This window comes from Tardiphaga sp. 839_C3_N1_4 (assembly GCF_051811045.1).
Taxonomy (GTDB): Bacteria; Pseudomonadota; Alphaproteobacteria; order Rhizobiales; family Xanthobacteraceae; genus Tardiphaga.
The window spans coordinates 6,068,016-6,093,563 of record NZ_JBPWQD010000001.1 but is presented as its reverse complement, the minus strand read 5'-3'; the positions used below and the strand labels follow the sequence as shown (position 1 = coordinate 6,093,563).

Annotated in this window: 21 protein-coding genes and 1 pseudogene; 13 read left to right on the top strand and 9 right to left on the bottom strand. The window is 61.6% G+C overall.

Annotation, left to right across the window (positions count from 1 at the left end):
• The first annotated feature begins 487 nt into the window (after positions 1-487).
• Together AB8A38_RS29040 and AB8A38_RS29035 are read left to right on the top strand one after the other, a co-directional pair.
• Positions 488-2,701, top strand: coding sequence for a TonB-dependent siderophore receptor (locus tag AB8A38_RS29040; protein ID WP_439088626.1), 2,214 nt, complete (start codon positions 488-490; stop codon positions 2,699-2,701).
• A 2-nt stretch (positions 2,702-2,703) separates the two neighbouring features.
• Positions 2,704-3,729, top strand: coding sequence for an extracellular solute-binding protein (locus AB8A38_RS29035; RefSeq protein WP_439088358.1), 1,026 nt, complete (start codon positions 2,704-2,706; stop codon positions 3,727-3,729).
• Positions 3,730-3,912: 183 nt separating this feature from the next.
• Here the strand turns inward: AB8A38_RS29035 and AB8A38_RS29030 are convergent, their stop codons facing one another.
• Positions 3,913-4,935: an LLM class flavin-dependent oxidoreductase gene (locus AB8A38_RS29030; RefSeq protein ID WP_439088357.1), complete on the bottom strand. Its 1,023-nt coding sequence runs from the start codon at positions 4,933-4,935 to the stop codon at positions 3,913-3,915.
• Positions 4,936-5,211: 276 nt separating this feature from the next.
• On the opposite strand from AB8A38_RS29030, the gene AB8A38_RS29025 reads away from it, so the two are divergent.
• On the top strand, positions 5,212-7,227 hold the full coding sequence (locus AB8A38_RS29025) for a phospholipase D-like domain-containing protein (protein ID WP_439088356.1): 2,016 nt from the start codon (positions 5,212-5,214) through the stop codon (positions 7,225-7,227).
• A gap of 33 nt (positions 7,228-7,260) precedes the next feature.
• Here AB8A38_RS29025 and AB8A38_RS29020 read toward each other — a convergent pair whose 3' ends face one another.
• A complete protein-coding gene (locus AB8A38_RS29020; protein WP_439088355.1) occupies positions 7,261-8,325 on the bottom strand; it encodes an alpha/beta fold hydrolase in 1,065 nt (354 codons plus the stop codon).
• A gap of 180 nt (positions 8,326-8,505) precedes the next feature.
• Between AB8A38_RS29020 and AB8A38_RS29015 the strand changes: the two genes are divergently transcribed.
• Positions 8,506-9,207 carry a hypothetical protein gene (locus tag AB8A38_RS29015; protein ID WP_439088354.1) on the top strand — a complete coding sequence of 234 codons (702 nt, stop codon included), beginning with the start codon at positions 8,506-8,508 and terminating at the stop codon, positions 9,205-9,207.
• 12 nt (positions 9,208-9,219) lie between these two features.
• Here the strand turns inward: AB8A38_RS29015 and AB8A38_RS29010 are convergent, their stop codons facing one another.
• Positions 9,220-10,098 (bottom strand): effector binding domain-containing protein, encoded by an 879-nt coding sequence (locus AB8A38_RS29010; protein WP_439088353.1) that lies wholly within the window; start codon positions 10,096-10,098, stop codon positions 9,220-9,222.
• Positions 10,099-10,642: 544 nt separating this feature from the next.
• Between AB8A38_RS29010 and AB8A38_RS29005 the strand changes: the two genes are divergently transcribed.
• Together AB8A38_RS29005 and AB8A38_RS29000 are read left to right on the top strand one after the other, a co-directional pair.
• The gene (locus AB8A38_RS29005; protein ID WP_439088352.1) at positions 10,643-11,155 is read left to right on the top strand and encodes a hypothetical protein; all 513 of its coding nucleotides are present in this window, start codon (positions 10,643-10,645) and stop codon (positions 11,153-11,155) included.
• Positions 11,156-11,260: 105 nt separating this feature from the next.
• Positions 11,261-12,010: a hypothetical protein gene (locus tag AB8A38_RS29000; RefSeq protein ID WP_439088351.1), complete on the top strand. Its 750-nt coding sequence runs from the start codon at positions 11,261-11,263 to the stop codon at positions 12,008-12,010.
• 15 nt (positions 12,011-12,025) lie between these two features.
• Here AB8A38_RS29000 and AB8A38_RS28995 read toward each other — a convergent pair whose 3' ends face one another.
• The 5 genes from AB8A38_RS28995 to AB8A38_RS28975 form a co-directional block, all read right to left on the bottom strand.
• Positions 12,026-12,556 (bottom strand): mismatch-specific DNA-glycosylase, encoded by a 531-nt coding sequence (locus tag AB8A38_RS28995; protein WP_439088350.1) that lies wholly within the window; start codon positions 12,554-12,556, stop codon positions 12,026-12,028.
• A 129-nt stretch (positions 12,557-12,685) separates the two neighbouring features.
• Complete coding sequence (gene cynS, locus AB8A38_RS28990; RefSeq protein ID WP_439088348.1) at positions 12,686-13,174, bottom strand: cyanase; 489 nt, start codon at positions 13,172-13,174, stop codon at positions 12,686-12,688.
• Positions 13,175-13,205: 31 nt separating this feature from the next.
• Complete coding sequence (locus AB8A38_RS28985) at positions 13,206-14,096, bottom strand: ABC transporter ATP-binding protein (RefSeq protein WP_439088346.1); 891 nt, start codon at positions 14,094-14,096, stop codon at positions 13,206-13,208.
• A gap of 223 nt (positions 14,097-14,319) precedes the next feature.
• Complete coding sequence (gene ntrB / locus AB8A38_RS28980; RefSeq protein ID WP_439088344.1) at positions 14,320-15,159, bottom strand: nitrate ABC transporter permease; 840 nt, start codon at positions 15,157-15,159, stop codon at positions 14,320-14,322.
• A 220-nt stretch (positions 15,160-15,379) separates the two neighbouring features.
• Complete coding sequence (locus AB8A38_RS28975; protein WP_439088342.1) at positions 15,380-16,765, bottom strand: CmpA/NrtA family ABC transporter substrate-binding protein; 1,386 nt, start codon at positions 16,763-16,765, stop codon at positions 15,380-15,382.
• 166 nt (positions 16,766-16,931) lie between these two features.
• Between AB8A38_RS28975 and AB8A38_RS28970 the strand changes: the two genes are divergently transcribed.
• From AB8A38_RS28970 to AB8A38_RS28940, 7 genes and pseudogenes are all read left to right on the top strand, one after another.
• Positions 16,932-18,833: a sigma 54-interacting transcriptional regulator gene (locus AB8A38_RS28970; RefSeq protein ID WP_439088340.1), complete on the top strand. Its 1,902-nt coding sequence runs from the start codon at positions 16,932-16,934 to the stop codon at positions 18,831-18,833.
• Between the two features lie 451 nt (positions 18,834-19,284).
• A complete protein-coding gene (locus AB8A38_RS28965) occupies positions 19,285-20,025 on the top strand; it encodes an SDR family oxidoreductase (protein ID WP_439088338.1) in 741 nt (246 codons plus the stop codon).
• 233 nt (positions 20,026-20,258) lie between these two features.
• Positions 20,259-21,191: an NAD(P)-dependent alcohol dehydrogenase gene (locus tag AB8A38_RS28960; protein WP_439088336.1), complete on the top strand. Its 933-nt coding sequence runs from the start codon at positions 20,259-20,261 to the stop codon at positions 21,189-21,191.
• Positions 21,192-21,193: 2 nt separating this feature from the next.
• Positions 21,194-21,898, top strand: coding sequence for a helix-turn-helix transcriptional regulator (locus AB8A38_RS28955; RefSeq protein ID WP_439088335.1), 705 nt, complete (start codon positions 21,194-21,196; stop codon positions 21,896-21,898).
• Positions 21,897-22,088, top strand: a pseudogene (locus AB8A38_RS28950) (hypothetical protein); the annotation flags it as partial. The gene AB8A38_RS28955 and the pseudogene AB8A38_RS28950, both read left to right, overlap by 2 nt.
• A 256-nt stretch (positions 22,089-22,344) precedes the next feature.
• Positions 22,345-23,052 (top strand): hypothetical protein, encoded by a 708-nt coding sequence (locus AB8A38_RS28945; protein ID WP_439088333.1) that lies wholly within the window; start codon positions 22,345-22,347, stop codon positions 23,050-23,052.
• A gap of 396 nt (positions 23,053-23,448) precedes the next feature.
• Complete coding sequence (locus tag AB8A38_RS28940) at positions 23,449-24,564, top strand: DUF2971 domain-containing protein (RefSeq protein WP_439088331.1); 1,116 nt, start codon at positions 23,449-23,451, stop codon at positions 24,562-24,564.
• 39 nt (positions 24,565-24,603) lie between these two features.
• On the opposite strand, the gene AB8A38_RS28935 is transcribed toward AB8A38_RS28940, so the two are convergent.
• Positions 24,604-25,422 carry an isocitrate lyase/PEP mutase family protein gene (locus AB8A38_RS28935; protein WP_439088329.1) on the bottom strand — a complete coding sequence of 273 codons (819 nt, stop codon included), beginning with the start codon at positions 25,420-25,422 and terminating at the stop codon, positions 24,604-24,606.
• Between the last annotated feature and the right edge of the window lie 126 nt (positions 25,423-25,548).

Here is a 25,548-nt window from a genome sequence, read left to right as displayed (position 1 = left end):
GTTGCAGCGAAACGTCCCGCCGCAACTCACGACGTTTCATGGAGCCGCGCCATCGAACGATGCGCGGCTCTTGTCTTTTGAAACGTTCCAGACTCGCAGAGTCTGACTCAAGATTCCAAACTGCGATCGGCAAATTCTGAAACAGAGTCGCACTGCGTGCCGATGGCGGCTCGCATGCGCGTGCTACAAATTGCTCAAAATGCACGCTGATTGTTCAATCGTGTCGCGCCTCACCTTGCGACTGCATCACCGAAGACACACAGGCTCGCCAATCTCGTCGCTTTAGAGCGATTCAACCTCCCATTCGAAGTTTTCATTCAAAGCTACTGCTAGATCGCGTGCGCATGTTTCTCAAACGCGAAGGCGACACAACGTGACGACGGACAACCATTGCAATCTCGACAGCAACGCACGCAGCATCTTCAGGGTGCGGCGCGCGTATTGGTTGATCGGCGCGACGTTCCTGCTTGGCGATCTCTCCACCGATATGTCGGTCGCCAACGCACAATCGAGCACGGCACTGCCGCCGGTCACCGTCGAATCGCCGACACAGGCGCGCCGGCCCGCACGTGCTGCGAGCGCCACGCCGAGCCGGGCGCGGGCTGTCGCCGCACGCCGCAACGCCAATCCACCGCCCGCCCCGCCGACACCAACCGAGCGCGCCATCGCCGCTGCGGCCGCCAAATATGAACAGATCCTCGGCTACCGCGCGATGCCGGATGCGACAACGCTGCGCGGCGCGACCTCGCCGCTCAACACGTCGCAGGTCGTCAACGTCGTGCCGCAGCAGGTCATCAGCGACCAGCGTCCGCGCAATCTCGATGACGCGTTGATCAACATCTCCGGCATCACCCAGACCAACACGCTGGCCGGCACCCAGGACGCCGTCATCCGCCGCGGCTTCGGCGACAACCGCGACGGTTCGATCATGCGCAACGGCATGCCGATCGTGCAGGGCCGCTCGTTCAATCCAGCTGTTGAAAGCATCGAAGTACTGAAGGGACCGGCGTCGCTGCTCTACGGCATCATGGATCCAGGCGGCATCGTCAACACCATCAGCAAGCGGCCGGAATTGTATCAGCACGGCGAGGTGACGCTGGAAGGCGCGACCTACGGCTCGCGCAGCGGGGCCAACGCGACCATCGATATCACCGGACCGCTCGGCAAGGATGGACTCGCCTATCGCTTCGTCGGTTATGGAATCAACGAAGACTACTGGCGCAACTTCGGCACCCGCAAGGAGACGCTCTATGCGCCGTCGCTGGCCTGGTATGGCGACACGACCACGGTTCAGATCAACTACGAACACCGCGACTTCTATTCGCCGTTCGATCGTGGCACGGCCTTCAACAGCGTGACAAAGGCCCCGTTCGCCATTCCGGCGACACGCCGCATCGACGAACCCTATAACAGCATGTGGGGTACGTCGGATCTCATCCAGGCATCGGTGGACCAGAAGATTAATGAGGATTGGAAAGTCTATGCCGGCTACAGCTACAACGTCGAAACCTACAATGCCGCGCAGTTGCGCAATACGGTGGTTAACCCGACCACCGGCATCGCGACACGCAGCAATGACGGCACCTACGGCGCGCTGACGTCCTCCAGCTTCGGCACCGCTTATATTCAGGGCGGATTCTGGATCGGCGGCATGCGCAACGAAGTGCTGTTCGGCGGTGATGCCCAGTATCGCGTGATCTACCGCAAGGATCTGGTCAGGCAGGGGGCCGCGAATTTCGACATCTTCAATCCGGTCTACGGCCGGCAGTTGCCCGGCACGACTGTTGTCGCCACCGACAGCGACCAGACCGACAAGCTCAGCACGCAGTCTTTGTTCTTCCAGGACACGCTGCATCTGACCAATCGGGTCGCCGTGGTCGGCGGCGTGCGCTATATGACGTTCGACCAGCTGGCGGGACGCGGGCGCAATCCGTTCATCGCCAATACGGATCTGTCCGGCAACAAAGCGCTGCCGCTCGGCGGCGTGATCCTGAAGGTCACCGACGAAGTCTCGCTCTATGCCAGCTACACGGAATCGCTGAAGCCGAATTCGACGATCGCTCCCAACGGCGCGGTCTTCGACTCGCAGACGAAGCCCGAGGAGGGCGTGTCGTGGGAGACCGGCATCAAGTTCGATATCAACAAGAGGTTGTCCGGCACGGTCGCGCTCTACGACATCGACAAAAAGAATGTGATGCTGTCGCAGTACAATACGGTCACCACGACCAACGAGGCACGTACCGCGGCTGCGGCGCGCTCACGCGGTGTCGAAGTCGACGTGACCGGCAAGCTGACTGACAGCTGGAGCATGATCGCCAGCTATGCCTATACCGACGCGCTGCTGACGCAGGACTCGCAATACACTGGAAATCACCTGCAGAATGTCGCCCTGAACACCGGGTCGCTATATCTCGTCTATGATTTCGGCACGCTGCTGCCGGGCCGCCTGCGGGTCGGTGCCGGCGCACATTATGTGGGAGATCGTCCCGGCGACGCTGCAAACAGCTTCGTGCTGCCGTCTTACGCGGTGGCCGACGCCTTTGCGACCTACGAGACGAAGTACCAGACGCTGCCCGTGATCTATCAATTCAACATCAAGAACATCTTCGACAAGGTCTACTATCCCTCGGCAGTGAGCCTTCCCAACGTTGCCATTGGCGATGCGCGGCGGTTCTCGCTGGCAGCGACGGTGAAGTTCTGATCATGACCAAACCACGTCGCGCCGCCGCACTCCTGATTGCGCTGGCCGCGACGTGGCTACCCTTCGGCATGGCCACAAGCCGCGCCGAGGAGATCAATCTCTATTCGACCCGCGAGCCGAAGCTGATTGAACCGGTCATCGCGTCCTTCACGGCGACGACAGGGATCACGGTCAAGCTCACTTATATCGAGGACAATCTCGTCAAGCGCATGAAGGCCGAGGGCGACGCCTCCCCCGCCGACGTGCTGATGACCATCGGTCTCGACAAGACCTCGCAATTCGCCGCGAATGGTCTGTCGCAGCCCACAGCCTCTCCCCTGCTCGACAGGGCGATCCCGCCGCAACTGCGCGGCAGGGAATGGATCAGCCTGTCGGTGCGGCCGCGCGTGGTGATGGTGCGGAATGACTCACCGCAAGGCGCGATCCGCTATGAGGATCTCGCCGATCCCCGCTTTCGCGGCCAGCTCTGCATCCGCTCGCCATTGCATCAGAACAATGTCGCACTGATATCGGCCTATCTCCTGCACCACGGTGCCGACGCCACCGAAGCCTGGCTGCGCGGCATCAAGGCCAATCTCGCGCATGCGCCGGAAGGCAAGGACAACGATGTCATTCGCCAGCTTGCGGAAGGTCGCTGCAGTATCGGCATCGCCAATACCGTGGCGCTGGCGCAACTCCGCGACGGCCGCGAGGGCGCGGACTGGACCGCCTGGGCGAATAAAGTGAAGACGGTGCCGACGACATTCGAGCGCGGCGGCACGCATGTGAACCTCACCGGTGCAGCGCTGGCGAAACACGCGCCGCATCGCGCGGCCGCGCTGACGTTTCTGGAATTCCTGGTGACGCCGGCCGCGCAGAAAATCTACGCCGCGGCTGAGCTGGAATATCCGGTGACGGCAGATGCCGAGAGCGCGCCGCTGGTGGCGGCGATGGGGGCGTTTCCGAGCGATACGCTTGATATCGATGCGATCGCTGCCAGCCAGAAGGCGGCGCGTGAATTGATCAAGAAGGTCGGGTTCGAGAAGTAGGCATGTGATGCGCCAGCTGCATTCACTCGTCATTCCGGGGCGCGTGCGTCTTCGCACGCGAACCTGGAATGACGGAATGGAGGCCACCTCGCCGCCGCACGAACTGCGAGAGCGATGAACACATCGAGATTCCGGGTTCGCGCGCGAAGGCGCACGCGCCCCGGAATGACGAGTGTGTATCAGCTAACGCCAGCCCATGCCCGGCGCCACGTGCTTCAGGATAGCCTCGATCACATGGGCGTTGTAATCGACGCCCAACTGATTGGGCACCGTCAGGAGCAACGTATCCGCCTCGGCAATCGCCTCGTCGCCCTTGAGCTGCTTGATCAGTGCATCCGGCTCCGCCGCAAAGCTGCGGCCGAAGATGGCGCGCTCGGTGCCGTGCAGGTAGCCGACCTTGTCCTCGCCCTCGTTGCCCCGGCCGAAATAGGCGCGGTCGCGGTCGTCCACCAGCGCGAAGATGCTGCGGCTGACCGAGACGCGCGGGTCGCGCGTGTGCCCTGCCGCCTTCCAGGCGTCACGATAGAGCCGGATCTGCTCGGCCTGCTGCACATGAAACGGCTTGCCTGATTCGTCGATCTTCAGCGTCGATGACTGCAGGTTCATGCCCTGCTTGGCCGCCCATTCCGCCGTCGCATTGGTGGAGGCGCCCCACCAGATGCGCTCGCGCAGGCCTTCGCTATGCGGCTCGAGCCGCAGCAGTCCGGGCGGGTTCGGAAACATCGGATTGGGATTGGGCTGCGCAAAGCCCTTGCCTTGAAGGACGTCGAGAAACACCTCGGTGTGCCGCCGCGCCATGTCGGCGTCGCTCGAACCCTCAGGCGGCGCGTAGCCGAAATAGCGATAGCCGTCGATCACCTGTTCCGGCGAGCCGCGGGAGATGCCGAGCTGCAACCGCCCGCTTGCGATGAGATCCGCGCTGCCGGCATCCTCCGCCATATAGAGCGGGTTCTCGTAGCGCATGTCGATCACGGCGGTGCCGATCTCGATCTTTTTGGTGCGCGCGCCGACGGCCGCGAGCAGCGGAAATGGTGCGGCGAGCTGGCGCGCGAAATGATGCACCCGGAAATAGGCGCCGTCGGCGCCGAGCTCCTCGGCAGCAACGGCGAGATCGATCGATTGCAACAGCGCGTCGCCCGCCGAACGCGTCTGCGACGAGGTTGACGGGGTCCAGTGACCGAAGGAAAGAAAGCCGATGTTTTTCATGGGAATGGGTGCTCACGGGGCGGGTTTTCTGAGCCTCTATCTAGGGCCGAATTGGAAAGAGAAAAGGGAAACGATGGAAACGCATCGTTTCCAATGAGGCGATCATGGCCGTGGACTGCAGATCCGTGTCCACTTTCGCGCACCCCGGCACGACGTCACACAGCCCCTCGCCCGCACTCCTTAAGCGTGCATCCTGTCACAAATCTTCTATAGGTTGACCAAAACACGGCGTTGGGCGAGCATCGGCGCAACATCGAAAAACGGGGGGACAGGGCCATGCGCGTCACGACGTCTGCCGGAGCTTTCGAAGCGAGCGCGATCGCGGGCACGCGCGCAATCATGATCGCCCTCAATTGCGACGAGGCCGCGTGCAAGGGGCTGCTGGGATTTGCGTTCCGCCGCGCCAAGGGAGCCGGCAAGCCGGAATTCCTCCGATCCTTGAAAGTCTTCGAAGCCGTCGAGCCAGAGCCCGACACCGAGCACGGAGAGTATTTCACCGACAAATTTCCGATCCAGAGTTTCCTCTGGAGCGACTACACCGCAGACCCCGGCACGACCTATCACTTCGAGGTCATCCCCGTATTTGGCGACCCGACCGCGCCCGAACTGCGCGACGCCGAGAAGCTCGCCTTCACCGTCACGACGGAGAAGGAGGACGATGGTCAACACGGCATCTGGTTCAACCGCGGCGCCATCGCCAGCCAGGCCTATGCGCGCAAGTTCAAGAACCACAAGCCGACCGACGCGGAGATGGACAATCCGAAGGACGAGCACACGGTCTGGCTCTCGCGCGGCCTGCTGGAGGCCTGCCTGGACTATATCGACACGACGAAGAAGAGCGAGGCGCTGCGCGCCTGCATCTACGAATTCACCTACGCGCCCATCATCCAGGCGTTGAAGGCCAAGATCGATGGCGGCTTCGACGTCCGGCTGATCGTGCATGACGACAAGAAGGGCAAAAACCGCAAGGCGATGAAGGCGGCCGGCCTCGACATCAAGGCGAAGCACAATGGCGAGCCGGTCGTGATCTGGCGCACACGGCCGCCAATCCCGCACAACAAGTTCATCATCAAGCTCGACGGCGACGCGCCGCAGAAAGTCTGGACCGGCTCGACCAACATCACGCCGTCCGGCTTCCTCGGCCAGTCGAATGTCGGCCACCTCGTCCATGACAGCGACGTTGCCGAACAATACCTGAAATACTGGACGATCCTGAGCGACAACCCGACCGGCAAGCCGGCGAAGGAAGGCGTCGCGGAGATTTCGCCCTACCCGCCTGCCCTCGTGAAGCCGGGATCGCAGACCTGCATCTTCTCGCCGCGCCAGACGGCGTCGATGCTGAACTGGTATGCCGACCGGATGAGCGATGCCACGTCGTCGATCATGTTCACCGCGGCCTTCAACGTCGCGGCTGATTTCATCGAGCCGCTGGCGCGCGACCGCGACTTCCTGCGCTTCGTGCTCAAGGAAAAGCCGCCCACCGCCGACGAGCGCAAGGCGCTCAAAGGCGACCGCGACCTGCAGATCTCGTTCGGCGCTGTGCTCGGCGCCGAGTTCAAGGTGGTCGACGGCAAGCTGGTCGCCAAGCGCAAGGTGAAGGAATTTCCGCTGGACCGCTGGTTTCTCAAGGAGGAGCTCACCCGCGACGAAGGCAATATCTTCTTCGTCCACACGAAATATCTGCTGATCGATCCCCTGAGCGACGATCCCCTCATCTGCACTGGCTCCGCGAATTTCTCGGAGGGATCGCTGACCACCAATGACGAAAACATGATCCTGATCCGCGGCTCGACCCGCGTGGCCGACATCTACATGACCGAGTTCGACCGCCTGTTCCGGCATTTCTATTTCCGCGATGTCGCCAATGACGTGGCCAGCAAGCGCAAGAAAGGCGAGAAGCCCGAAAAGGTGTTCCTCGATCCGGACGACAGATGGACGGAGAGCTACTTCAAGCCCGGCGGATTCAAGTCGCGGCGCCGCGAGATGTTCTTCACGATCCCGGCGTCCAACTGGACCGTCAATGCCGCAACCCATAGCGATGACGAACCTGTGCGTCCGCCGAAAAAGAAGACGGCGAAGGCCGTAGCGAAGAAGGCGAAGGCCAAGACAGCCAAGAAGAAAACAACGAAGAAGACGGCAAAGGCCGCGTCGGCCAAAAAAGCCAAGACCGTCAAATCCAAGAAGGTCGCGAAGGCGAAGACCAAAAAAGCCAAGACCAAGACGGCCAAGGCGAAGAAAGCCAAGACCAAAAAATCAAAGGCCAAGAAATCAAAAGCAAAGTCGAAACGCTGAGCACGACAACACGCCGGGGCCCCGCGCCCGGCGCTAGCTCAGCACGCCCGTGCCATCGCGCGGCGCGCCGCCGCGGGTCGTGGCGGCCTTGATGCCCCAGTCGGCCATGAATTTCGGCCGCGGTCTGTCCTGCAGCATGAGCGCGCCGCCGACCAGCGCGCGCGTCGGGATCGCGTCGCGGTCGATGGCGCCTTCGAGGGTCATGGCGAGATCGCGCGCGAAGACGCGGTTGCCGATGTGCCAGGAATGGGTGAAGTCGCCGAAGAACGTGCTCTTCTTCGGATCGAGCGTGGCGAAATAGTCCCCGCAATTGACATTGGTCGCCTTGGCATGCGCATCCGCCGGCAGGCCGACGCGGCCCGCGCGCGGCGCCACGCCGAGCCGCTTGGCATTGGAGGCCGCCAGCACGCTGTCATAGGGGTTTGAATAGTTGGTCAGCCGCAGGATGCGCTTGAACATCGGCCCCGACCAGGAATCATTCGCCGAGAGGCTCGACGACGCCACATCGCCGGCGATGAAGGCCACCTGGCTGACGCGCCAGTTGCTCTTGAACAGCGCGCCGTCCTTCTCCGCCTGCACGAAGGCTTCCATGGCCACATAGGCGCCGGTGGAATGGCCGAGCAGATGGACATTGGTGACGCAGTCCTTCTCCTGCCCCTGCGCCAGTACGGTGATGCAATCGCTCACCAGCTTCACCGCCACTTCGGCGCCCTTGGAGCGATCCTGCCAATAGGCCAGCGTCTCGTTGTCGCTCGGCCAGTCGAAGCCGATGACGAGGCCCTTCCAGCCCTCGGCCTTGAGATCCTTCGCCAACTGGCGCTGGCGCTTCATGATGATGTCGAGATCGTTGTTGTAGCCGTGGATGAAGACGAGGATGTCGCCGGCCACGCTGATCGAATTCTGGTTGGGATCGCCGTCGGCGATGTCGCGCACCTCCTTCACCCATTTGGCGAGATCGGTCTTGCTGGACGTCGCCATCGCCGGCGTCGGGATCGCCACATTGGTCGGCACCCGCAGATAGCGGATGGTGCCGACATTCTCGTTGAAGGCAGCGCCCGAGATGCCGCGCGCGGTGATCAGATAATCGACACCTGCCATGAAATCCCCCTGCCGTTCCCGCCGGGTTTCCTCCGCATCGCGCCGCCCCCTCTTTGTGAGCCAGGCACGATCGACGTGTGCCAGCCTATCGCGCAATCACAGGTGCAGCCAAGTGACGGGATGCGCGCCTCTCACAATATCGACGACGGACGGCGACGCATCGGACGCCGCATGCCCGGCTTGCGCAATCCCGGTTTTAGGTATATATTCTTTTACATGTCATACCCTCTCTATAATTCCATCATCCGCCTCCGGGTCACGCCCGATGAGCCCGAGGCGCCGGACGCGATCCCCGGCGCGCCGCGGCTGCGCGGCTCAAAGCGGCCGCATGCGGATGCCAAATGCGCGCAGGTGCGCCGCCTGATCGAGACGACCACGCTGACCTATGGCGAGATCGCGAAGCAAACCGGCGTCGGCCGCGCCTCGATCTGCCGCTGGACGCGCGACGGCGGCTGGAAGCGCCCGCTCTTCGCGCCCCGCGCCACCGACACGGTGCCCTCCGCCCGCGCCTCGCAAAAACTCAAGCTGCGCAAACTCGCCGAGCGGCTCCACGCCCTGGCGGAGCGCGCCGTGCGCGAGCTGGAAGCGCAGCCCGATGTCGATATCGATCGCCTGATGCAGGCGTTGCAACTGGTGAAGATGGCGCGGCTGGAGGCGATGGGCCGCCGGCGCCCGCGCCGCCACATCGACATGCCCGCGCGCACCGGCCGCGAGATGATGGAGCGCGACGCTGCGATCCGCACCGCGCTGAAGGAAATGCGCCGCGGCGGCGTCGATGTGACACAGATTCCGGACGACGCGATGGCACTGCTGGAAGCCGCGCATACGCCGCCGGAGCGGGATCACCCGGCGCTGCGGCCAAGGGGAAGCCGGCGGAGATGACGACCCCGCCCCTCACACCTCCACCGGCAGATAGAAATCGATCACCGCGCCCTTCTTGGTCGGCGCGAACTCGCTGTCATAGCGTTCGAAATCCGGCCGGTCGGCGACCGTCAGGCCAGAGGCCGGCACCAGCTCGCCCCAGATGGTCGCCATCGCGTGCTTGATCTGCGGATGCACCGCCCCGCCATTCAGCACGATGCGAAACACCGCATAAGTCGACGCTTCGATGCGCTTCACCGCAAAGCCCAAAGGCAGCGCCGCATCCTCTTCCACGCCGACGCCGGCCATGTAATCAAAACTGCCTTCGGCGCGGTCGACATTCCAGACCACGCCATAGGTGGTCCAGCTCGGCGCCTGCCCCTTGAACGGCAATGCGCCCATCAGCTTCGACCACAGTTGCGGAATCTCGGCCTTGTTCGTCTCATCGAACCGCGCCGAAGGACCTGCAACAGTGAAGGCGTCGAGCGCCACCAGGTCCGGCAAGCGGGTGACAGCGACGGCGACGTCATCGGGCATGGTCATCGGATATTGTCCTTCGATGGGAGTGACACTGAAGCCGCGCCGAAACCGCCCGGGCGCAACGCCGAACAGGCGGGCGAACGCTCGGGTGAACGCCTCCTGCGAGTCAAAGCCGCAATCGAGCGCGAGATCGACCAGCCGCAGATCGGGATCGGCCGTCAGCCGCTGCGCCGCGCGGACCAGCCTGCGGCCGCGCACATGGGCCATCACGCCTCGCCCCATCGCGGCGGAGAACAGGCGTGAGAAGTGATAGGGCGAGAGCTTGGCGCGAGCGGCGATCGTCTCGACGCTCAGGAGATCGTCGAGATGCTGTTCGATCCAGGCGAGGACGGCGACGAGATCGGACGTGCGGTGCGGGATGGGCTGATTCATGCGGCGGGTATCGCATGGCGGATTGGGGGTGTCTTGATCGGTCTTGCTGCTGAACTCGCGAGCGAAGGGGACGAATCTACACACCAACGGACGCCAATCGCCGGACTACACAAATTCCTGCACACAGACCCAACCTCAAATACCTACGAAACAACTGCAAGAAAATCATTTATCGCTCTCAGTGTCCCACTTACCACTTTCATGAACGCCGCTTCCCAGCCATCTGCCGTGACCGCGCGACGCCTGTCGGACACTTGAAGAAAACACTCACCGCTCTGGGAAATTGTATAAATTCTGCATTTAAAATCAACATCTTATGAAATACCAAGACGACACCGCGAAATCACCAAGGGTTCGACAGGCGTCGCGCGGTCACGGTAGGTGGCTGGGAAGCGCCGGATACTCATGTTGAAAGATAGTCTTTCACATAAGTGAAAAGAGTTATATTCAGTTCTTTCAATGGCATAATAAACAAAGTGCATATCGATACTTGATCTTTCAGAAGGCTCCTCTTAAGCTCCCTGAAACCGGAGGCAGCAAGAACATGTCCGCAGAAAAGGAAATCGGCGCGATGAGCACAATCTCATCCGCCTTAGACGACTTAGACAGCGACGCACGCATCAGAGTACTGCAATGGGCAATGAGCCATTACGGCTTCACAAGCAGTGGCCTGAAGAGCTCTCAGGCACCCGGGCCGAGCCTCAACTCTGCTGACACATCTAAGCCAGGCCAGCACACAACCTTCGCCGAACTATTCGATGCCGCGCAGCCGAATACGGAGCGGGAAAAGGCAATGGTCGCCGCCTATTGGCTCCAAGTGTGCGAGTCTAGCGAGAATTTTCAGTCACAATCACTCAATGACCTTTTGAAGAATTTGGGCCACGGAATCGGAAATATAACCGAAGCACTCAACCAACTTAAGAACGACCGACCTGCACTTTTGCTTCAACTCAAGAAGAGCGGGAGCTCTCGCCAAGCTCGGAAAACCTACAAACTCACTCTCGAAGGTTCAAAGCGCGTCGACGCCATGATTCAGGGCGACGTGACTGAATCGTAGCGCAATCGATGGAGCCGGAAGTGAATAGCCTACGTCGTTACACGCAGCGGCGAACAGTTTGCAGCGACTGGCTTCAAGAAGAACTGAACGAAAAGAAACTAGAAAATGACGCTTCAAATCCGTGGAATTCCTTCAGATCTCAGCGCGAAATTGATCGAGGAGTATCTTGAGATAAAGAAGCGCTTTGCCATGAACGACTGGGGTCCAGGACAACTGAAAGGCGGACGCTTCGCTGAGGCCCTGCTGCGCATCTACCAACACTTTTTGGGTAGCACCATTACCCCCTACGGCTCCGACATTCCAGCAGCGGAGAAGACGAGGGTCCTGAATGCAGTTCAAAACGCAAACACTATTGACCTTCACATTCGACAGAAAACTGCACCTTTAGCTCGACTCCTTCTGGACTTTCGCAACAATCGCGACTCGGCCCATCTAGGGGGGTTTGACGCGAACAGCATGGATACGATGTTCGTTATGACGAGCGCCACTTGGATTCTATGTGAGCTAGTTCGAGTTTACGGTGACTATCCAATGCGAGAAGCGCAAGACATTGTAGATGGGCTCGCCGCGAAAGATTTTCCCGTGATTATTGAACGTCATGGTGAGCTATTTATCGCTCGGCACGACCTCAACTCGCAACAAGAAGTCCTAGTAATACTTACCCGAAACTCGAGCGCGACCAGTGATTTCCTAGAGTCCAAAGTGAGCGATACAAACAAATACCGCTTCAGAAAAACGCTCACTAAAATGACCGACGAGAAGCTGATAGGGCGATCAGCAGGTGGCGACTATTTCATCATGCCGAGGGGACAGGCTGTTGTTACAGGAAAGTCCCTACTGACCTTCACGACCTAGCTTGCCCCCCTGCGATCACACGGAGCACCTGTCGCCTTTGGCACTTTCCTCATTAATGAGACTAGCGAGGTCATGCCAGTGATGCTTGTGGGCTTCCCAGTTCCAAGCAGCCATCGGTGAGGTCGACGGCAGCACGTAGATCATCGTGCTCTGGATACGATGCTGTTGCATGCCGAGCACTACATTACGCCCAAAATATCGTTTTCCGGCCTCTATGCTTGTAAACGCAAGAAACGTTGGCTGATACTTTTCTATTTTCCCGGCAAGCACCACCCGGTGTGCGGAGGTCGGACGAACATCAATGTCGTTTCCCGCCTCATCCTTACAGAGATCAGTGAGACCAACACCGAACTTTGCAACTTCCCTAAACTCATGTGGGCGATTTTTCCGATCAGTGAGACCAATCTCGGCAAGGACGCTCCAAAACTTGTTGCTAGGATGGGCATAATAGCTTCCAGCTTCGACCGAAGCGCGCCCTGCAGCGGTGCCGCAAAACACAACTTTCATCCCCAGATCCAAAACGTCCGGCAGGAGATCACAGCTCATATAGCTAACCTTGAGGCGCGACGGCGCCGCACTCTTGAAACGTTAGCACAACGAGCGAAGCAATCGGAAGAGAACTGGCCGGGACGAGCCCGGCCATAACGCTCAGCAGCAAATAACGCCCGCAGCCCCTCACCCCTCCTTGAACCCATATTCCGGCACATTGCCCGTCGCGCCGTAATACTTGTACGGCAGGAACTTGCCGGACATCGTGATCTGGACGCGGTCGCCCTTGGGGTTACTGATGCGCTGCATCACCATGTCGAAATCGATCGCCGACATGATGCCGTCGCCGAATTCCTCCTCGATCAGCGCCTTCCAGGCCGGGCCGTTCACCATCACCATCTCGTAGAAGCGATAGATCAAGGGATCCTGCGGCGGCATCTGCACGTTTTCGGCGCGCATCGGGATCTCGTTGAGCATCGCAGTCTCGCTCTTCGAGAGCCCGAACAGCTCGCCGGCATTGGCCGCCTGCGGCTTAGTCAGCTTCATGTTGCCGAGAACGGCGCCGACGATCAGCACTTCGGAATAGCCGCCGATCTGCTCGCAGATATATTTCCAGGTCCATTCCTTCTCTCGCTTGATGTCGAGCAGCTTTTCGGTGAGGTCGGATCGCAGCATGATGGTTCTCCTTCGGGGGTCTTGCAGTTGGTTAGCGCACGGCGCTGTGGAGAGACGGCATCGTTGGCGCCTCGGTGAAAGCTGGCCGCACCACCGGCACATGGCGCGGATCGTGGTGCGGCGTGGTGGCGGTGAACGTCTTGCTGCGCGTCACCAGGAAATCGATGATGTGGTTGCGCAGCGCGTAATAATGCGGGTGCTTGTGCAGATCGATGCGCGAGCGATCCCGCGGCAGCGGGTTCTCGACGATCTCCGCCAGCACGGCGCCGGGGCCGTTGGTCATCAGGAAGATCTTGTCGGCGAGATACATCGCCTCGTCGACGTCATGGGTGATCATGAAAGTGGTCTGGCCGGTCTCCAGCGTGACGCGCCGCACCTCGTCCTGCAGTGTGCCGCGGGTGAGCGCATCGAGCGCCGAGAACGGCTCGTCCATCAGCATGATCTTCGGCGTGATCGACAGCGCGCGCGCAATGCCGACGCGCTGCTTCATGCCGCCGGACAGCTCCGACGGCCGCTTGTGCTCGGAGCCCGTGAGACCGACCTTGTCGATATAGGTCTGCGCATGGGCGCGGACTTTGGCCTTGTCCCACTTGCGCCATTTCGACGACACCGCATAGGCGATGTTGCCCATGACAGTCAGCCACGGCAGCAGCGCGTGGCTCTGGAAGATCACCGCGCGGTCGAGACTGGTGCCCGAGATCGCCTGGCCGTCGACGATGACGGTGCCTTCGCTGGGATCGTCGAGCCCGGCGAGAATGTTCAGCACCGTGGTCTTGCCGCAGCCGGAATGGCCGATGATGCAGCCGAACTCGCCCGGTGGCATCGACAGCCAGAGATCCTCGAAGATCGTGGTCGCGCCGCCCGCCGCCTGCGGATAGCGCTTGGCGATGCCTTCGATGGAAATGAATTTGGTCGAGGTCATGCGGTCTGCTTTCGCGGCGATGGCGCTCTTGTCTTCTCCCCGCTTGCGGGGAGAAGGTGGCCGCGCGAAGCGCGGTCGGATGAGGGGGAGCCTCCGCAGGCTCGGAGCGTGTGGAGAGTCCCCCTCACCCGTGCCGCACGCTGACGCGTGCGCCCCGACCTCTCCCCGCAAGCGGGGCGAGGTAAGCAAGAGGCGCTTGTCGACATTACATACGCCATCGCATTCACTCCGGAAACGTGACCATGCGGGTGAAGCGCGCCAGTATCTGATCGAGCAACATCCCGACGATCCCGATCATCAGGATCGCAATAATCACATTTGTGATCGATAAATTATTCCATTCGTTCCAGACGAAGTAACCGATGCCCGTTCCGCCGACCAACATCTCGGCGGCAACGATGACGAGCCACGCGATGCCGATGGAAATGCGCATGCCGGTGAGGATGGTCGGTGCGGCCGCCGGAAGAATGACCGTGAAGGCGCGGCGGAAGGTGCCGACTTCCAGCGTGCGCGCCACATTGATCCATTCCTTGCGCACGGCAGCGACGCCGAAGGCGGTGTTGAGCAGCATCGGCCAGACCGAGCAGATGAAGATGACGAAAATCGCCGACAGGCTGGAGTCCTTGATGGTGTAGAGCGCGAGCGGCATCCAGGCGAGCGGCGAGATCGGCTTCAGCACCTGGATGAAGGGATCGAGCGCTCTGTTCATCAGTGGCGACATGCCGATCAGGAAGCCGAGCGGAATCGCGACGATGACCGCGATGAGATAGCCGAGCCCGACGCGGCCGATCGAGTAGGCCAGCTGGATGCCGAGCCCCTTGTCGTTCGGCCCGTTGTCATAGAACGGCCGCTTCAGGTGCTCCCACAATTTGGCGCCGACATCGAGCGGCCCGGGCATCGCCGATTTTCCCGATGTCGCCGTGAGGCCCATCAGCTTGGCATATTCCGGCGACATGGTGCCGACACTCGCCGTCTGCCGCGTGGCGAGGTGCCACACGCCGATGAAGGCGAGGAAGATCGCGATGGAGACGACGGCAGCGCGGAAGCGAAGAGATTGGATCATTGAGGTCCTTTCCTTCTCCCCGCTTGCGGGAAGAAGGTGGCGCGAGCTTGCGAAGCAAGTTCGCGACGGATGAGGGGGAGCCGCAGCGACGTCGTGTCATCGAGAGTCCCCCTCACCCGACTTCCACGCGCTTCGCGCGTTACAGTCGACCTCTCCCCGCCTAGCGAAGCTTCGCTTCGCGCGGCGGGGCGAGGTAAGAAAGGGGCGAAGGCATCGTTCATCACGTCGCCTTCCGAATTTTAAAACTCGCCAGATATTCCTTCGGCTTCTCGGGATCAAAAGTCTTGCCCATCACCGCAAACGACTTGTAGGCCGTTGCCGGCGGGGTCAGGCCCATCTCCTTCATCACCTTGGCGGTGTCGGTGGCGAGATAGATCTGTTCGGCGACGCCCTTGTAGTCGACATCGCCCTTGATCTGGCCCCAGCGCTGCATCTGGGTCATCATCCACACGGCGAAGGACTGCCACGGGAACGGATCGAAATCGACGCGCTTCGCATCGGTCTTGATGCCGCCGAGACCGTCGGCATAGGTGCCAGTCAGCACCTGCTCCAGCACCACCGGCGGCGCGTTGAGATAGGCTGCCGGCGCGATGGCTTCCGCGATCGACTTGCGGTTCTCCGCCTTCGACGCATAGGCCGTCGCATCGACGATGGCGCGGGTCAGCGCGGCGAAGGAATTCGGCGACGTCGTGATGAACTCCTTGGACGCCGCGAACGAACAGCACGGATGCCCATCCCAGATTTCCTTGGACAGGATATGCATGAAGCCGACGCCGTCATAGATCGCGCGCTGGCAGATATTGTCCGGCGCCAGGAAGCCGTCGATATTATCAGCGCGCAGGTTGGCGACCATTTCCGGCGGCGGCACCGAGCGCAGCTGCACATCGGTATCGGGATCGATGCCGTGTTCGGCGAGATAGTAGCGCAGCAGATAATTGTGCATCGAATAGTCGAACGGGATGGCGAGCTTGAAGCCCTTCCAATCCCGGGGGTCGCGCTTGTCCTTGTGCTTCATGGCCAGCGTGATGCCCTGGCCGTTGATGTTCTCGATCGCCGGCACGGTATAGGGGATCGGCTGCGAGCCCAGGCCCAGCGAGATCGCGATCGGCATCGGCGCCAGCATATGCGCGGCGTCGTATTCCTTGTTGATGGTCTTGTCGCGGATGACGGCCCAGCCGGCGGTCTTCACCACTTCGACATTGAGCCCCTGCTTCTTATAGAAGCCGAGCGGATCGGCCATGATGATCGGTGTCGCGCAGGTGATCGGGATGAAGCCAACCTTGAGATCGGTCTTTTCCAGTTTGCCCGCGCCCTGCGCGAACACTTCGGTCGCCGTCTTGATCGGGAAGAACTGCGACAGCGCCGCCAGCGCGCTGGACGCACCGACCGACTTCAGAAAGGCGCGGCGTGCGACCTCCTTCGGGAACACCGCACGCATCACGGCCGACGCGACGACGCCCTCGTAGCGCTTGTCCTCGGTCTCGGGAATGTCGCAGCTGAGCTGCAGCGTGGCCTCATGCTCGGACTGGCTCGCATGCTGACCGCAGCTGCAGGCGCCGGCGCGCAAGCGGCGGGCGGGATCGAACGGATTGTCGAATGTGGACATGTGACCTCCTCGGTGACGCTCCGGTCATTTACGCAAGGAGTGTGCCAGCCCGGCGCGCGCCGGAATGTCCAATCGCCGCAGGCATTTCGGCCCATCATTGGCGATTACGAGAATTCGTGCTACACGAAAATTCGTAGCCTGATTCCGATTTTTCGGAGTTTTGCCGATGGATTTTGCAACGGCCCAGCCGCATGATTTGCGCACCATCGCCTTCGATTATTCCGTCGAGCCGACGCTGCTGCTCGATCCCCATGCCGACCAGATCATCGACGCCAATCCGGCCGCCTGCACACTGCTCGGCTATGACCGCGCCCTGCTGCGCCAGATCAAGATCAGCGCGCTGCATGCGGGCCAATTGCCGGCGCTGATCGTGTTCACCCAGGCGGTGCTCGCCAAGGGCTCCTACTGGACCAACACGCTGACGCCGCGCCACGCCACCGGCGAAGCGTTGCAGCTCGAATATGCGGGATCGCTGGTGCCGCAAGGCGAGCGCACCTTGCTGCTGCTCACCATGAGCGATCTCGAACAGCGCCGCCGCCGTCATGTCGACGCCGCCGCCGAGGATCACATGCGCGGCGGCATTGCCGCGTGGCAGCGGGTCGAGCGCGTGTTTCAGGACATCGAGCGCGAGAACCAGTTGATCCTGCGCGCCGCGGGCGAAGGCATTTACGGCGTCAATGCCGATGGCAAGACCACCTTCGTCAACCCCGCGGCCGAGCGCATGCTGGGCTGGACCGCCGATGAACTCGTCGGCCGTGAAATCCACCCGATCGTGCATCACAGCCATCACGACGGCAGCCACTATCCGGATCACGACTGCCCGATCTATGCGGCGTTTCGCGACGGCGCCGTGCACAATGTCGACAACGAGGTGTTCTGGCGCAAGGACGGCTCGCCGGTCTGGGTCGAATACACGTCGACGCCGATCCGCGACCGCCACATGGTGGTCGGCGCTGTCATCGTGTTTCGCGACGTCAGCCAGCGCCGCGAGGCCGATGAGAAGCTGCATGCCGCGCTGGCCGAAGTCGACCGGCTGCGCGAGCGGCTCGAACTCGAAAACGCCTATCTGCAAGAGGAAATCCGCATCGAGACCAATCCGCGCGGCATCATCGGCCAGAGCGAGGCGATCCAGAAAACGCTGCGGCAGGTCAAGCTCGTTGCGCCGACCACCGCGGCAGTGATGATCACCGGCGAGTCCGGCACCGGCAAGGAACTGATCGCACGCGCGATCCACGAAGCGTCGGGGCGCCGCGACCGTCCGATGATCCGCGTCAATTGCGCGGCGATCCCGCGCGAATTGTTCGAGAGCGAATTCTTCGGCCATGTCCGCGGCGCCTTCACCGGCGCGGTGCGCGACCGCATCGGCCGGTTTGAGCTCGCCGATGGCGGCACGCTGTTTCTCGATGAGGTCGGCGAGATCCCGCTGGAGCTGCAGGGCAAGCTGCTGCGCGTGTTGCAGGAAGGCAATTTCGAGCGCGTCGGCGAGGAGCGCACCCGCTCCGTCGATGTCCGCGTCATCGCCGCCACCAACCGCAACCTGAAACAGGAAGTGGCGCGCGGACGGTTTCGCGAGGACCTGTATTTCCGGCTCAACGTGTTTCCCGTGGAGTCGGTGCCGCTGCGCGACCGCCGCGAGGACATTCCCCTGCTCGCGCAGCACTTCCTGCTCAGCGAGAAACTGAAATCGGATCTGCGCCTGTCCGAAGGAGATGCGCGGCGGCTGTCGCGCTACGACTGGCCCGGCAATGTGCGCGAATTGCAGAACGTCATCGAGCGCGCGGTGATCCTGGCGCAGAATGGCCGCTTGCGGATCGACCTGCCGGACGCGCCCGGCCCGCATCACGCGACTGGCGCGCATCGCGTAAAGTCCGACGCCCGGCCGGCGGTGATGACCTCAGCCGAACTGCGCGATCACGAACGCAGCAACATCCTCGCGGCGCTTGCCGCGACATCAGGCAAGGTGTTCGGTCCCGGCGGCGCGGCCGAGCTGCTGGACATCAAACCGACGACGCTGGCGTCGCGGATGAAGGTGCTGGGGATCGAGGGTGCGCGCGGGCGGGCTGGTTAGTAGAGCCCTGCGTTTCCACAAACTGTCATTCCGGGGCGGGGCCGGCGTCAGCCGGACGCGAACCCGGAATGACGACGAAGCCCGCTGAGAACGCTCGGGAATGACAGCTATTTTGCGCCAAACAGCTTGTTGAGCTGCCGCCGTTCGCAGTTATCGCTGTTCGTAACACTACTCCTAATGCACGAGCCTGAGCATCGGATGGTACGATCTCGACAAAGTGATTGCGCGCGAACGCGTGATCGATTGTGTTTGATGCCGTGATTGCTAGATGCGATCTGTCGAAAGAGTGCTGACCGGATGGTAGCCCGGTCGTCGTCCGTATGGACGGCAACTCCTCCCCTCGGGGTATCCGCGACACCTGGGACCGGCTTGCCGGTCGTGAAGGTGTGTCCGCTGATAGCCCTATGTCATCGTCGGCGCACCTTCTTAGTTCAATGGAAGGACGCACGACATGAAGCTTACTGGACACACAATCCTCATCACCGGCGGCGCAACCGGCATCGGCTTTGCGCTGGCAAGTCGCCTTTCAAGCGAAGGCAATCAAGTCATCATCTGCGGCAGAAGCGAGACCGCTCTCCGGAAGGCACAAGAAGAAGTCCCTGCACTTGTCACCCGCATCTGCGATATCGCCGATACCGACAGCCGCCGGTCGATGGTCGAATGGCTGAAGACGAGCCACCCGAACCTCAATGTGCTCATCAACAATGCCGGCGTTCAGAATCGGCGCGACTTCAACAATGATCCGGCGATCGACACGCTCGATCAGGAAGTGGCGATCAACGTCACGGCGCCGATCCATCTGATCGCCGAATTGCTGCCCGCCCTCAAGCAGCAGCAGCAAGCCTTCATCGTCAATGTGAGCTCGGGACTGGCCTTCTCGCCGATGGCAGACGTGCCCGTCTATTGCGCCACCAAGGCGGCGATCCACTCCTTCACGCTCAGCCTGCGCCATCAACTGAAATCGACGGCGATCCGTGTGGTGGAGATGGCCCCACCGATTGTCGATACCGGCCTTGGCGGCGGCACGCGCAGTGAGGGGACGGCGAGCCGCATGATGGTCTCTCCGGAAGACTTCGTCACCGAAGCGCTCGCGCAGCTCGAAGCGAACAAGGACGAGGTGCTCGTCGGCATTTCGGCCCAGACACGCCAGCTAGGCGAGGCCTTGTTCGAGCGGATGAACAGCCGCTCCTGATCCCCTGCCTTGCCACGGATGGCCCGTGGACCGTCGCGATCAGGGAACGAGGCGGGCCCCTCGCATGAACCATGGTGCCAGAAACTGTCACCACGGTCGTGCCAGATATCAACGGAGCCGCCTCAACCCATGGCGCGGTTCTCACGACACCCACGCAATACCGAGGCTGTCGCCATCGCCCTGCTGCTGACGCCGCGACGGGACTGCCTCTCTCAATGAAAGAACGGTTTGCTATGAAACGCATTCAATATCACCAGTATGGCGGCCCGGACCTGATGCGGCTCGAAGACTTCGAACTGGCCTCCCCGGGCACGGGCGAAGTGGCCGTGAAGGTCAGGTTTGCCGCCATCAATCCGATCGACTGGAAACTGCGTAGCGGCGTGATGAAGATCGTGACCGGCAAGGTCTTCCCCCGTGCGATGGGAATGGACTTCTCGGGAACGATTACGGCTATCGGTCCCGGCGTGACCCGCTTCAAGATCGGCGATGCCGTGTTCGGCCTCGCCCGGTTCAAGGAAAGCGGCGCGCTGGGGGAAGCCGTGATCACCAGGGAGGCGTTCCTGGCAAGGAAGCCGGACAATGTTTCCTTCGAGGATGCCGCCTGTCTCGGAACGCCGGGCGTGACGGCGTTGAATGGTCTGGTCGACAAGGCCAAGCTGAAGGCGGGCCAGCACGTCTTCATCAATGGCTGCGGCGGAGCCATCGGCGAAGCGGCCGTTCAGATCGCGCGGATGCTCGGAGCGACCGTCTCCGGCAGTTGCAGTGCGAACGTCATGGAACGCGCGCGGTCGCTCGGCGTGCAGAACGTGTTCGATTACCGGACGACCGATCTGTCGAAGATCGCCGAACGCTTCGATGTGGTCTACGATACGGCGGCCACGATGACGGTCGCGACGGGCCTTCGCATGCTGCGCAAGGGAGGCGTGTTCCTCGATCTCAATCCAAGCCCGGGCAAGCTCATCCGTTCGATCTTCGATCGCCGGCTGAAACCGATCATCGGCGCGCCGCGGGCGGACATTCTCGACCACGTCGCCCATGCCGCGCAGGACGGCAAATTCAGAATTCCTGTGGGAGAAGTCGTTCCCCTGAGCGGAGCAATCCGCTTAATCGGCGCCCTTGAAGCCGGGCGGAAGCTCGGTGGAAAGGGACTCGTTGCGATGGACTGAGCATGTCACGAAGCCATCGATTGTTCGATCTAATGCAGGTTCTTCGCCGGCACCGCGGGACGGTGTCCGGCGAGGCGCTTGCGCGCGAGCTTGGCGTGTCGCTGCGCACGATCCGTCGCGATGTCGCTACGCTGCAAAGCATGGGAGCGGACATCGATGGCGAGGCGGGCGTTGGCTATATCCTGCGGCCCGGCTTCCTCCTGCCCCCGCTCTCCTTGACCGAAGAGGAATTGCAGGCGCTTGTGATCGGCGCACAGTGGATCAGTCGCCAGACCGACGATACGCTGGCATTTGCCGTGAAGAATGCATTGGCCAAGATCAATGCCGTGCTTCCTCCGGACATGCGCTCCGCCCTCGATGACGACACGGTCTATGTCGGCCACCGGGCGAAGGGCTCGACGCCGCTCGACCTCAGCGAAATCCGCCGGGCGCTGCGCGAGCAACGCAAGCTTCGCATCACGCTCTCGATAGAGCACGCTCCGAAGGACCACCAGGTGGTCTGGCCGATCATGCTGGGCCTCATCGAAGGCAGCCGCTTCATCGCCGCCTGGTGCGATCTGGACAGCCAGTTCCGTGTCATCGCCATGAACGACATTGCGACCGCGGACATTCTCACCGAGCGCTATCCCGGCAACCGGCGGCAACTCGTCAAGGAATGGCGTGCCCAGGGGGTGCGCCCCTGCAACGAACAGGGGGACGCGTGCTGATGCGGTGATGACGTCAGCCGAACTGCGCGATCACGAACGCAGCAACATCCTCGTGGCGCTTGCCGCGACATCCGGCAAGGTGTTCGGCCCCAGCGGCGCGGCGGAGCTGCTGGACGTCAAGCCGACCACGCTGGCGTCGCGGATGAAGGTGTTGGGGATCGAGGGTGCACGCGGACGGATGGGCGCGTAAGGCCCCACACCATCATTCCGGGGCGGACCGACGCCGGAGGCGGCGGGGCGAACCCGGAATCTCGACATGGGAGTCTCCGTAGAGCCAAACACGCCGGGATTCCCCGCCACTCCAATTGGAGTGGCTGAGGTTCGTGTGCGCGAAGATGCGCCCACGCCCCGGAATGACGACTTCGAAAGCCAACACGCCTGCTTGCGCTCTCCTGTAATAGGCATATATTCCAATTCCGATTGACCGCGCTCTAAAGGGAGTCAGCATGCGCTATCCTGCCTATCCTCTCTTTCCCTCCAACATCCGCATCATCGACTCCTCCGCGGACCCGGTGACGCGCCTTCGGGTGACCGATGATGTGGACAGCAGACCGCCTCCGATGCCGGGCGGCCGCCCCAAGGGCTGCAAGCGGCTGCACACCAATGCCACGGTCGCCGCCGTGCGCCGCCTGATCGAGGAGACCACGCTGACCTACAAGCAGATCGCGGCGAGGACCGGCGCGACCCACAGCACCGTCGGGCGCTGGGCCCGCGAGGGCGGCTGGCAGCGTCACCCGTTTGCGCCTGTGGCCAGCGATACGTTGCGGGGCGCCCGCGCCGGCCGCCGGCTGAAGCTGCGCGTGCTGAGAGAGAAGCTGCAGGCGCTGGCCGAGCGCTGCGTCACTGAGCTGTGGAACAGCCCCACGGTCGATCTCGACCGGCTGATCCAGGCCATGCAGGTGGTGAAGATGGCGCGGCTGGAAGCCATGGGCAACCGCCGCCCCCGCCGCCACCCGGATGCGCCGGCGCGCACCGGCCAGGACTGGATCGACCGCGACACCGCGATCCGCACCGCGCTGAAGGAAATGCGCCGCGGCGGCGTCACCATCGACCGCATCCCCGATGAAGCCATGGCCCTGCTGGAAGACGCGCATACACCGCCGGAGCAGGACCACCCGGCGCTGCGGCCGAGGGGGCCGCGGCGGAGGTTGTAGAGTGCGATCGCCTCCGCAAGGCGTGGAAGCTCATGAAGCGATGGCTTTGGCGGTCAATCAATATGAGATTCGAAATACTGACCGAGCTCGAACTTAGTCCATCCGTCGCCGGACAGAGAGTCAGCTTCTTGCCTCGGCGCTTTATCTCGAACCGTTGGCACTCTCTGAACCTTGAGAGGCTAGATCGCGAGCAACGTCCCGTTGCGGGCCTTTTTCCCCAACGCGCTCCCGCTCAACCTAACGTCGGACACCACCCGCCCTTGCTTTCGCGCAGTGGTTGCGAAACAATCCGCCAACCAATCTTGGTCGTTTAGTCGCAGGCTTTCGGGTCATCTAGCTCCTAGGGCCAATGCCTAGACGTACTCCGGACCGCTCCCCCATCCTGCGATCGATTACATGAACCGCGAAGAACGTCGGAAGAACGCTGCCAAACAACGCCCTTCAAACTCGAAATCCTCCAAAGACGGGGCGGCAAAAGGACGAGCCTACACCACAGATGCTCGACCAACATTCGAGGCAGCAAGCGCTTCGTCAGGCGGGGACACATCGCTTGTTAGCGCTTCAAGCCGATCTCTTTTCCACTACACAAATGCTCATGGCCTGATCGGTATTTTACGATCTGGTTCTTTATGGGCGACCCACTCGAACTTTACGAACGACGCTGCTGAATGCCAAATAATGGCGGAAGTACTGAAGCCACAGATTGCGGAAGAGACCGAAGTCCTTATTGAAAAACTAATCGAGCGTAAGCTGCTTCGAGAAGATGTTCGCACACAACGCGACATTGCAGATCAGCAAGCGCAGGCAGCGCTGAATGCACTTCAGGGAGCACAGCGAAACATCTCACCAATATACATATGCTCGTTCTGCCATCACGCGGAAGGTTCCGCGGAATACGACCATGGGCTACTTAGCCAATGGCGTGGGTATGGAAACGGATTCGCAATCGAATTTGACGAACTTCAGATTGACCGCTTAGCCTTCCTTGAAGGTCAAAAGCACCACTACCAAGGCGTGCTAACTGACGCCGTAGAGTATTATGACCACAAGGCGCGCGCTAAACTAGACAATCTCAAAGGGATCGCCTCCGCCGTTAATCGAAAATTGTTCGAAAGAAGCGGGCAAGTTTATGATGATATATTTGGTCCGCATCAATTCGATGCGGAATACGTAAAGGCCTATCTCGGACCGCTACCGTTCCTAAAACATCCGGGGTTCTCGGCCGAGAACGAATATCGCATTGCTGCCCTCGCGGATCGACCTCGCAGTAGCGATGTGCCCGATGGCAAAACATTCAAAAAGGTCCATTTCAGATCAAATGCTGGCACCGGTATTGTGACTCCGTATATCGAGCTTTTCTCCGATTTGAATGAGCCTCTACCTATCAAATCGATTCTGGTTGGCCCTCACTCGAACCAGGACCATCAAGAAGAAGCCATCGAACTACTCCTTGAGCAATACGCTCCCGGCATAGAGGTGCGCAGATCGGGACTTACGTTTCGCAACCTCTAATCCTTCTGTTGGTGCTGCCCTAAGGCAGCGCAGCGCGCCTCAGCTACCAAACAACTTATTCAACTCCCCACCCTTCGCGCCCTGCGCAAAAGCCGTGAACGTGCCCTGCCCGGCGATCTCCTGCGCCGCCTGCATGAAGCCGGCCCAGGCCACGCGCGCGAGCGCGCCGCCGACACTGATGCGGCGGACGCCGAGGTGGGCCAGATGCTGCACGGTCATGGTCGGCTGCACGGTGAGCACATTGAGCGGCTTGCCGCCGATCGCCTTCACCAGCGTGGTGATCTCCTCGTCCGAAGCGACGCCCGGCGCATAGAGGCAATCGGCGCCGGCTTCCGCAAAGGCTATGAGCCGCGCCGTGGTCTTTGTCAGATCGCGCTCGCCATGCAGAAAACCTTCGCAGCGCGCCACCAGCATCACCGCGGGATCGACGCTATCGATGGCGGCGCGGGCGGCCTTGATGCGCTCGACGGCGAGCTTGTCGTCATAGAGGGGCTTGTCCGGTTTGCCGGTGGAGTTCTCGATGGAGAGGCCACTGATGCCGCTCTTCACCGCGCGGGCGACATTGACTGCAACGCCTGCGGGGTCATCGGCGAAGCCGGCCTCGAAATCGGCATTCACAGGCAGATCGGTGGCGGCCGAGAGCAGCGCGAGATGTTCGATGACATCGTCCGCGGTGACCTTGTTATCGGGGCGGCCGGTGGACCAGGCATAGCCGGCTGACGTCGAGGCCAGCGCCTTGAAGCCGAGATGCGCCAGATAGCGGGCGCTGCCGACATCCCAGGGATTGGGCAGCACGAAGCAGCCGGTCTCGTGGAGCTTGCGGAAATTGGCGCGCTTCTCGGCGGTGGAGATGGTCATGGGGCCTCCCGGTTTTTGGATGCTGCGTTGGTCGCGGCTGGTCACCGCCATCGTAGCCCGGGATGCGCCATTGATCACGCCGTCATTCCGGGGCGCGCCTCTCGGCGCGAACCCGGAATCCCGGAA

Excerpts from the sequence above, each read along its gene's own strand:
- AB8A38_RS29040 (WP_439088626.1), top strand. The coding sequence starts at position 488 with ATGTCGGTCGCCAACGCACAATCGAGCACGGCACTGCCGCCGGTCACC.
- AB8A38_RS29035 (WP_439088358.1), top strand. The coding sequence starts at position 2,704 with ATGACCAAACCACGTCGCGCCGCCGCACTCCTGATTGCGCTGGCCGCG.
- AB8A38_RS29030 (WP_439088357.1), bottom strand. The coding sequence starts at position 4,935 with ATGAAAAACATCGGCTTTCTTTCCTTCGGTCACTGGACCCCGTCAACC.
- AB8A38_RS29025 (WP_439088356.1), top strand. The coding sequence starts at position 5,212 with ATGCGCGTCACGACGTCTGCCGGAGCTTTCGAAGCGAGCGCGATCGCG.
- AB8A38_RS29020 (WP_439088355.1), bottom strand. The coding sequence starts at position 8,325 with ATGGCAGGTGTCGATTATCTGATCACCGCGCGCGGCATCTCGGGCGCT.
- AB8A38_RS29010 (WP_439088353.1), bottom strand. The coding sequence starts at position 10,098 with ATGAATCAGCCCATCCCGCACCGCACGTCCGATCTCGTCGCCGTCCTC.
- AB8A38_RS29005 (WP_439088352.1), top strand. The coding sequence starts at position 10,643 with ATGTCCGCAGAAAAGGAAATCGGCGCGATGAGCACAATCTCATCCGCC.
- AB8A38_RS29000 (WP_439088351.1), top strand. The coding sequence starts at position 11,261 with ATGACGCTTCAAATCCGTGGAATTCCTTCAGATCTCAGCGCGAAATTG.
- AB8A38_RS28995 (WP_439088350.1), bottom strand. The coding sequence starts at position 12,556 with ATGAGCTGTGATCTCCTGCCGGACGTTTTGGATCTGGGGATGAAAGTT.
- cynS (WP_439088348.1), bottom strand. The coding sequence starts at position 13,174 with ATGCTGCGATCCGACCTCACCGAAAAGCTGCTCGACATCAAGCGAGAG.
- AB8A38_RS28985 (WP_439088346.1), bottom strand. The coding sequence starts at position 14,096 with ATGACCTCGACCAAATTCATTTCCATCGAAGGCATCGCCAAGCGCTAT.
- ntrB (WP_439088344.1), bottom strand. The coding sequence starts at position 15,159 with ATGATCCAATCTCTTCGCTTCCGCGCTGCCGTCGTCTCCATCGCGATC.
- AB8A38_RS28975 (WP_439088342.1), bottom strand. The coding sequence starts at position 16,765 with ATGTCCACATTCGACAATCCGTTCGATCCCGCCCGCCGCTTGCGCGCC.
- AB8A38_RS28970 (WP_439088340.1), top strand. The coding sequence starts at position 16,932 with ATGGATTTTGCAACGGCCCAGCCGCATGATTTGCGCACCATCGCCTTC.
- AB8A38_RS28965 (WP_439088338.1), top strand. The coding sequence starts at position 19,285 with ATGAAGCTTACTGGACACACAATCCTCATCACCGGCGGCGCAACCGGC.
- AB8A38_RS28960 (WP_439088336.1), top strand. The coding sequence starts at position 20,259 with ATGAAACGCATTCAATATCACCAGTATGGCGGCCCGGACCTGATGCGG.
- AB8A38_RS28955 (WP_439088335.1), top strand. The coding sequence starts at position 21,194 with ATGTCACGAAGCCATCGATTGTTCGATCTAATGCAGGTTCTTCGCCGG.
- AB8A38_RS28945 (WP_439088333.1), top strand. The coding sequence starts at position 22,345 with ATGCGCTATCCTGCCTATCCTCTCTTTCCCTCCAACATCCGCATCATC.
- AB8A38_RS28940 (WP_439088331.1), top strand. The coding sequence starts at position 23,449 with ATGAACCGCGAAGAACGTCGGAAGAACGCTGCCAAACAACGCCCTTCA.
- AB8A38_RS28935 (WP_439088329.1), bottom strand. The coding sequence starts at position 25,422 with ATGACCATCTCCACCGCCGAGAAGCGCGCCAATTTCCGCAAGCTCCAC.